The organism is Faecalibacterium sp. (assembly GCF_052358865.1).
GTDB lineage: Bacteria > Bacillota > Clostridia > Oscillospirales > Ruminococcaceae > Faecalibacterium > Faecalibacterium butyricigenerans.
Window position 1 is genome coordinate 1 of the sequence record NZ_DAWCVJ010000099.1, and the last position, 7,562, is coordinate 7,562.

Annotated in this window: 6 protein-coding genes and 1 pseudogene; 2 read left to right on the top strand and 5 right to left on the bottom strand. The window is 54.5% G+C overall.

Features of this window, described 5'->3' with window-relative positions; all coding sequences use genetic code 11:
- From ACT8X9_RS12030 to ACT8X9_RS12045, 4 genes and pseudogenes are all read right to left on the bottom strand, one after another.
- Window positions 1-139: recombinase family protein (locus tag ACT8X9_RS12030; protein ID WP_444269148.1), on the bottom strand; the 139-nt coding region annotated here is incomplete at its 3' end.
- 15 nt (window positions 140-154) lie between these two features.
- Window positions 155-694, bottom strand: a complete 540-nt coding sequence (locus ACT8X9_RS12035) for a transcriptional regulator (RefSeq protein ID WP_117530009.1) — start codon at window positions 692-694, stop codon at window positions 155-157.
- Window positions 691-1,221, bottom strand: coding sequence for a DUF6036 family nucleotidyltransferase (locus ACT8X9_RS12040; RefSeq protein WP_444269147.1), 531 nt, complete (start codon window positions 1,219-1,221; stop codon window positions 691-693). Before ACT8X9_RS12040 ends, ACT8X9_RS12035 begins: the two co-directional genes overlap by 4 nt.
- A 99-nt stretch (window positions 1,222-1,320) precedes the next feature.
- A pseudogene (locus ACT8X9_RS12045) lies at window positions 1,321-3,027 on the bottom strand (type I restriction endonuclease subunit R); the annotation flags it as partial.
- A 43-nt stretch (window positions 3,028-3,070) separates the two neighbouring features.
- On the opposite strand from ACT8X9_RS12045, the gene ACT8X9_RS12050 reads away from it, so the two are divergent.
- Window positions 3,071-3,265, top strand: coding sequence for a hypothetical protein (locus ACT8X9_RS12050; protein ID WP_436706122.1), 195 nt, complete (start codon window positions 3,071-3,073; stop codon window positions 3,263-3,265).
- Window positions 3,266-3,577: 312 nt separating this feature from the next.
- Here the strand turns inward: ACT8X9_RS12050 and ACT8X9_RS12055 are convergent, their stop codons facing one another.
- Entirely contained in the window at window positions 3,578-6,013 is a 2,436-nt protein-coding gene (locus ACT8X9_RS12055; protein ID WP_436706121.1) for a GH36-type glycosyl hydrolase domain-containing protein, read from the bottom strand.
- Window positions 6,014-6,541: 528 nt separating this feature from the next.
- Between ACT8X9_RS12055 and ACT8X9_RS12060 the strand changes: the two genes are divergently transcribed.
- Complete coding sequence (locus tag ACT8X9_RS12060) at window positions 6,542-7,549, top strand: LacI family DNA-binding transcriptional regulator (RefSeq protein WP_117529997.1); 1,008 nt, start codon at window positions 6,542-6,544, stop codon at window positions 7,547-7,549.
- Window positions 7,550-7,562 lie beyond the last annotated feature (13 nt).

Consider the following 7,562-nt stretch of genomic DNA (forward strand, 5'->3'; position numbering starts at 1 on the left):
AGAACGCACGGTCAATGTAGTGCTTGATGACCGTGATGCCGTTCTTTTCCGCATAGGCAGTACACTCACGAATCTGCCCTTCGATGGATTCTTCACGCTGGTTGTCGGAGGAGTAGCGAGCATAGATAACAGCAGTCACAGATTCACCTCCCTTTTAACGTGCCGCCTGATAGCTTTTCGCATACTTGTAGATTTGTCGTGCGCAGTCGAGGCTCATTTTGCTGGAATCATTGTGCTTGAGCCACGCATTCACATTGCCGGGATTCAGCTTCAGGTCTGCATAAATGCGATAATTCGTCAGATGCTTCTTCTGCTGAATCTCTACCACCCTGCGGTGAATCAGCTCTTTTGTGTCATTATCTGCGAGAGCGGCATCTCGGACGGAGCAATAGCTTCGCCAAACCTTCAAATAGCCTTCCGGCAATTCCAACGACTGGTTTTCCAGAAGCAGCAGCATTTGCGCCAGCGAATAGCGATTGGAAAGTTGCTCATACTCCGCAGCAACAGCCCTGTTTACGGTATAGCGGAGCAACAAATCCACTTTATCAAAGGCCAGCGCATGGAGATACAGCGGCTCTTTCAGGCGGGGGTTATCCTGTAAACAGTCCGCTAATTTGTGAATGCTGGCGGTTTGAACGCCGGAAAGCTCTGTCACATACTGCTTCAAGAAACCCTCAAATGTCAGCTTTCTCACGGTCTCCACCTCTCCACATACTCCTGATAACGGATATAAAAATCTCGATACCGCCAGTCGTTCAAAATGCTGGCTCTCAGCTCATCCTCATCGGTTGCAAGGTGTTCCAGCGAATTCCAGTCCAAAGAGTTCCGCACAGCCTCGCTCTCCACGTCCGCCTTGTCGGTGTCGCGGAAAGAGCAGAGCTTTGCAATCACCAAATCCTCCAGACTGGGTGTGTAGAACTGTACCTTTGTACCACCGAAAGGCAGCGGCTGAAGCCGATCTTGGAAGTTGTACGGAAAATTATCAATATAGGCTTCCACATCCGTGTTGATGTCGTACTTGCCAAGTAGTCCGTACAGCTCTTTCGGAACGCTCAGCGCATCAATATCATGGGTGGCACGGGTCAGCTTGCCCAACAGAATGAACGCACTGCCGCCCACGATCACCATCTGGTAGCGGTCATCGTTGTCTATCATCAGGTCGGCATCTTCGTCCAGACGTTCCAAACGCTTGCGGAGGTCATCTAAGATCATCTTTCCCATAAAATAGCCTTTCGTATTTTCAATAATAGTATTCTCTAAGATTATTTTAAGGGCTGAGCTGTGTGTTGTCAAGAGGAAATCATCGATATTTCTCGCATTTTACGCTGTCATGTTATCTGTCCACATCTCGCACTGGCTGATAACCGTGCTGATTGCTGTGTCGTAATCTTCCGGGGGATACTTATACTTTTTCAGAAGATGCTTCACCATCTTCCGCATACTGGCACGCGCTGTTTCTTTTTTCTGCCAGTCTATCGTCCGATTTTTACGCAGCATCTCGGTTAGTTCTCTGGTAAGGTCGATCAGTTCGTTGTTCTGGTAAAAATCTTTGATGTTCTCCGGCTTGGTCAGAGCATCGTAAAACGCCAGCTCTTCCTGCGTCAGCCCCAGTTTCTTACCATTATTGTACAACTCTGTGATTTCCTGTGCCGTTTTCAGAAGTTCCTTGATAACTTCCTCGTTTGTAATCAGCCCATTGTAATAGGAGTTCATCAGCTGCGCAATTTTCTCCGAGAACTTCTGCGACTGCACAACATTTGTCCGCTTGTAAAGTGATACCTGTTCTGCCATCAACTTTTTCAAAATTTCCACAGCGATGTTCTTTTCTTTCATTTTTGATATTTCGTCCAATACCGCCGGGTCAAACAAGCTGATATTTTCATCTGCCTGCTTGCTGTCAAACAGACTGATTACACCTTGGCTCTGGATACTCGCTTTCAGAAGTTCATTGATTTGAGTGTTGATTTCTTTCAGCGAGAGCGTCTTTCCGCCGCTGCCGCCGTAAGTAATTTTCACCACGGTAGAACGCACAGCTTCCATGTAGGCGGCTTCATGACGCTCCTGTTCTGTGGTCATGCTGGAGCATAGGGAGTGCGACTGTTTCAGCAGCATTGCTTCTCGCAGGAACAAGTCCTTGCGCTTGGGTGCTTTGGCATCCAGCACAAAGTTCACACCACCCGTTACCAGCTTTGCCATAACCAGCGGCGAACCGTCAATAAAACTGCTGAAATCAAACCCGTGCAGCAAATCCTTACACACCTGAAGCTTTTCCTGAAACTTCGGATATGCAACTTTGGAAATATCCATATCGCCATACCGGGACTGGTCGCGCTTGGTATATTCCTTCATGGTAGCTTTGAGGGCAGATGCAATGCCCACATAGTCCACGATCAAGCCGCCCTCTTTGTCCTTGAACACACGGTTCACACGAGCAATCGCTTGCATCAGATTATAACCGTGCATCGGCTTGTAAATGTACATTGTCGCCAGCGAGGGAACATCAAAACCGGTCAGCCACATATCCACCACGATAGCGATCTTCATTGGATCATCGTTATCTTTGAACTTTCGCGCCAGTTCCTCCTTGTGCGATTTTGTCCCGATGATCGCTTTCCAGTCCTCCGGGTCATTGTTACCGCTGGTCATGACCACACCGATTTTCTCTTTCCATGCCGGACGCAGTTCCAGCAGCTTCCGGTAGATTTTCATGGCAATCGGGCGCGAATAGGCAACAATCATCGCCTTACCGATCAGCAGGTTGGCACGGTATTTTTCGTAGTGGGTGACAATATCCTCGCACAGCGATTGCACCGTAGAATCTGCGCCCAACACGCTTTCCATCTGTCCCAACATTTTCTTGCTTTTTTCAATGGTCGCTGTGTCCGATTGCTGCTCCAATGCGTCATAAGTCGCATCAATCAGAGCCAGCGTGTCCTTATCCAGATGCAGCTTGATGACGCGGCTTTCGTAGTAGACAGGGCGCGTTGCGCCATCCTCCACCGCCTGCGTCATGTCGTAAATATCAATGCACCTCCTTGCCAGAGCCGATTTTTCGAACCGCAAGCAGATCGTGCACGAGATTCTGCACCCGGAGGACCGCCATGCTCCGCAGAAACGAATCTACGGAATCAACTATTCTGCACTGGAAGCTGCCGTCCGGCGAATCCAGCAGGATGTTGATTTCCTGATGAAGTATCTCCCCAAGGTGCCTGATGATGCCTATGTGAAAGTGGAGACCACGAAGATTCGAAATTTTAACTGTTGACTTTTCTCCTCAATTTCGATATGCTGTTCTTGCTTTATCCGTTTCATTTTTGCACTGTTAACGTTAAAGCAAAAGACCAGAGTTGTAAAGCCTTTTGGCTAAATAACTCTGGCCTTTTTGTTGGGCTTGTGCAACAGCCCTATGCAAATTAAAATAATAATTCCGCTATCTATGCGCAGAGCAACGCGGAGCGCATTTTTGATCGTTGTACGGTCGGATAAGCTGTGAAACCAACGCCGCCGTGCAGGGGGGGCTGCGCGGCGGCGTTGGTTATGAAAAGGAGAATAATATGAGGAAGCAGAAAAAGTCGGTTTAACCCATAGTTACCTGCACCGTTACCTCGGTCCCGGCGGCAGCCAGCGGCAGCACATTGCCGCAGATGGCCTTGCCGTCTACGGTAACCGCCTTGACGCCGTGCTGAACCCCGGCGGCGTTGTCCACCGTGATGCGATACTCTGCGCCACGGAAGCGGCGGGTGACCGTGTAGCCGGTCAGGGTGTGGGGGATGCAGGGGTCCACCCGCAGGCCGTCCAAGGTGGGCTGGATGCCCAGAATGTACTGACTGATGTTGAAGAAGGTCCATGCTGCCGTGCCGGTCAGCCAGCTGTTTTTGGCTTCGCCGAAGGTGGGGGCGTCCTTGCCTGCCACCATCTGGCTGTAAACGTAGGGTTCGGTGCGGTGGATCTCAGAGATGTCCTCGATGTAGGCGGGGCAGGTCTTGCGGTAGACCGCAAAGGCGCGGTCGCCGTGACCCAGCGTTGCCTCGGCGCAGCTGATCCACGGGTTGTTGTGGCAGAAGATACCGGCGTTCTCCTTGTATCCCGGAGGATAGCTGGAGATCTCGCCCAGATTCAGCTGATAGCCGGTGTAGGCGGGCTGCAGCAGCACCACACCGTATTTGGTGTCCAGCCGCTCCTCCACGCTGGCAAGCGCCTGCGCGGCCTGTCCGGTCTCCCTGCCGATGCCCGCCATGACGCACATGCCCTGCGGCTCGATAAAGATCTGACCCTCGGCGCACTCCTTGCTGCCGATGGGGTTGCCGAAAGCATCGTAGGCACGGCGGAACCACGCGCCATCCCAGCCTGCAGTCAGGACGGCCTGCTCCACCGCGTCAATGCTCTGGCGGGCGGCGGAAGCCTCGGTGTCAAGGCCCAGATGGTCGCACAGCTCGGCGTATTCGTGGCCGTACTTGACGAACATGCCCGCAATGAACACGCTCTCCGCCACAGGACCCTCGCTGGGCCCGGTGATCTGGAAACTCTCGCCCGGGTGCTCGGAGAAGCAGTTCAGGTTCAGGCAGTCGTTCCAGTCCGCACGCCCGATGAGCGGCAGACCGTGGGGACCCAGATGGGTGCAGGTAAAGTTGAAGCTGCGGCGCAGGTGCTCCATCAGGGGCTGCGCCTTGGCGGCATCGTTGTCAAAGGGAACCTGCTCCTCCAGAATGGACCAGTCGCCGGTCTCCCGCAGGTAGGCGGCGGTACCGGCAATGAGCCACAGCGGGTCATCGTTGAAGCCGGTGCCGATGTCCCGATTGCCCTTTTTGGTCAGGGGCTGGTACTGGTGGTAGGCGCTGCCGTCCTCGAACTGGGTGGCGGCGATATCCAGAATGCGCTCCCGGGCACGGGAGGGGATGATGTGCACAAAGCCCAAAAGATCCTGACAGCTGTCCCGGAAGCCCATGCCGCGTCCGGTGCCGCTTTCAAAGTAGCTGGCGGAGCGGCTCATGTTGAAGGTGACCATGCACTGATACTGGTGCCAGAGGTTCACCATGCGGTCCAGCTTTTCCTCGCCGGACTCCAGATGGTAGGTGGACAGCAGCGTATCCCAGTGCTGCGCCAGTGCGGCGCGGGCGGCGTCCACCTGTGCATCGGTGGCGTAGCGTGCCATCATGGCGTGGGCGCGGGTTTTGTTGATGACCCCGGAGGCAGAGAATTTTTCGTCCTGCGGGTTCTCGATGTAGCCCAGACCGAACAGGATCTTTTTCTCTTCGCCGGGGGCAAGGGTGACGTGGATGTGCAGCGCACCCACCGGTGCCCAGCCGTGGGCGATGCTGCCGCTGCAGTGCCCGGCGCGGACAGCCTGCGGGTCGGCGGGGCCGCCGTACACCCCGCAGAAGGCATCCCGCGTGGTGTCAAAGCTGGTGACGGGGGTGTTGGACCAGAACATGGCGTAGTGGTCGCGGCGCTCCCGATACTCGGTCTTGTGGTAGATGACCCCCGGCTCCACCTCCACCTCGCCGGTGGAAAAGTTGCGCTGGAAGTTGGTGCTGTCGTCCACGGCGTCCCACAGGCAGAACTCCACATAGCCGAACACGTCAAGCTCCCGGGGGCGGTCGCTGCGGTTGGTCAGGGTCAGGCGGTCCAGCTCGCAGGCGTCGCCCTTGGGGACGAACAACTCCTGCCGGGCGGTCACACCGTCCTTTTTGCCCTCCACAACGGTGTAGCCCAGACCGTGGCGGCAGCTGTAACTGTCCAGCGGGGTCTTGGTGGGCTGCCAACCCGGGTTCCACACGGTGTCGCCGTCCTTGATGTAGATGCGGTGACCGTCCATGTCCAGCGGAGAGTTATTGTAGCGGTAGCGGGTCAGGCGGCGCATCCGGGCATCCCGGTAAAAGCTGTAACCGCCCGCCGTGTTGGAGACCAGACTGAAGAAGTCCTCGCTGCCAAGGTAGTTGATCCAGGGCAGGGGCGTCTGCGGGGTGGTGATGACGTATTCCTTGTTCCGGTCATCAAAATATCCGAACTTCATAATGCTTCCTCCTTAAAACTGCGCCTTGTAGGGTGGGCAGCACATCGATGGGCGAAAACGATTAAGGCACTGTGAAAGAAGCAATCTTATCACGTTAAGCATACCGTATCTCGCAAAAAAATGCAAGGGCTTTTTGCAAAAATCCGGGAAGATTTTTAAAAATAATCTGCGAAGTCCCGGTAGTTTTTGGCGTAATTTTGGGGTGTGCACCCCGGCGGAGCACAGAACCAAAGCCCCGAAACCCCATTTTAAAAGTAATATATACATACGACCTTTTTCACCGAAAAACATAACGAAACTGCAACGAAATTTTTTCGGTTTTAATCGAAATGTAACGAAAGTAAATCGAGATGCACAATTTCTACAGGTCGCATTGGAACAAAATGCCGAAAGTGATGCAGTCAGACTAAAACTTTTACATTAGCGCTTGATTTTTGGTGCAGAATGCGCTATATTGAAGTTGCGAAAACGATTAAGTGACTTGCGAGAAACATCCCGCAGCTCCTTTCATCGGAAGGAGGCTACAAAATGCCATCCCTGAAGGATCTGGCAAAAGAGTGCGGCGTATCCGTCGCAACTGTCAGTAAAGCTTTGAACGACCAGCCGGACATTGCTCAGGCTACGCGGGAGCGGATCCACGCAGCGGCCCGCCGCATGGGCTACCTGCCCAATGCAGCGGCTCGGGCGCTGAAGACCAACCGCACCTACAACCTTGGCGTTCTGTTTGTGGATGAAAAACAGAGCGGCCTGACCCACGAGTACTTCTCCGCAGTGCTGGACAGCTTCAAGGTTGAAGCAGAAAAGCGCGGCTATGATATCACCTTTATCAACCACAACATCAGCGGCAGATCCATGAGCTATCTGGAGCATTGCCACTACCGGGGTGTGGACGGCGTGGTGATCGCCTGTGTGAACTTTTACGATCCGCAGGTGGTGGAGTTGGTCAACGGCGATGTGCCGGTGGTGACCATCGACCATGTGTTCAACAACCGGATGGCGATCCTTTCGGACAACGTGGTGGGCACAAAGGCCTTGGTGCAGCAGGCATGGGCCTGCGGACACCGGCGCATCGCCTTTATCCATGGCGAAAAGACCGCCGTTACCGAGAACCGTCTGGCAGGCTTCTATCAGGCCTGCGAGGAGCTGGGGTTGAAGGTGCCGGAGCAGTACGTCCGCTGCGGCGTGTACCACGACGTGGATCGCTGCGCTGAAGAGACCCGGGCGTTGCTGGCGCTGCCGCAGCGCCCCACCTGCATCATCTTCCCGGATGACTTTTCCGCACTGGGCGGCTACAACGCCCTGGCCGAGGCGGGCTTGAGCATCCCGGAGGATATCTCAGTGATGGGATACGATGGCATCTATCTCTCTCGGGTGGTCAAACCCTCGCTGGTGACCTACCAGCAGAACACCAAAGCCCTTGGCAGGCTGGCGGCGGATAAGCTGATCGAGCTGATCGAGCATCCGCGTGTGACCCTGCCGGAGCAGATCCGGGTGTCCGGCAAGCTGCTGGACGGCGGCTCCGTCCGCATCCTTTGACAAAGGCCCACAA

What these genes read in the sequence shown, in the direction of transcription:
- ACT8X9_RS12060 (WP_117529997.1), top strand. Translation starts at nt 6,542, where the DNA reads ATGCCATCCCTGAAGGATCTGGCAAAAGAGTGCGGCGTATCCGTCGCA.
- ACT8X9_RS12055 (WP_436706121.1), bottom strand. Translation starts at nt 6,013, where the DNA reads ATGAAGTTCGGATATTTTGATGACCGGAACAAGGAATACGTCATCACC.
- ACT8X9_RS12040 (WP_444269147.1), bottom strand. Translation starts at nt 1,221, where the DNA reads ATGGGAAAGATGATCTTAGATGACCTCCGCAAGCGTTTGGAACGTCTG.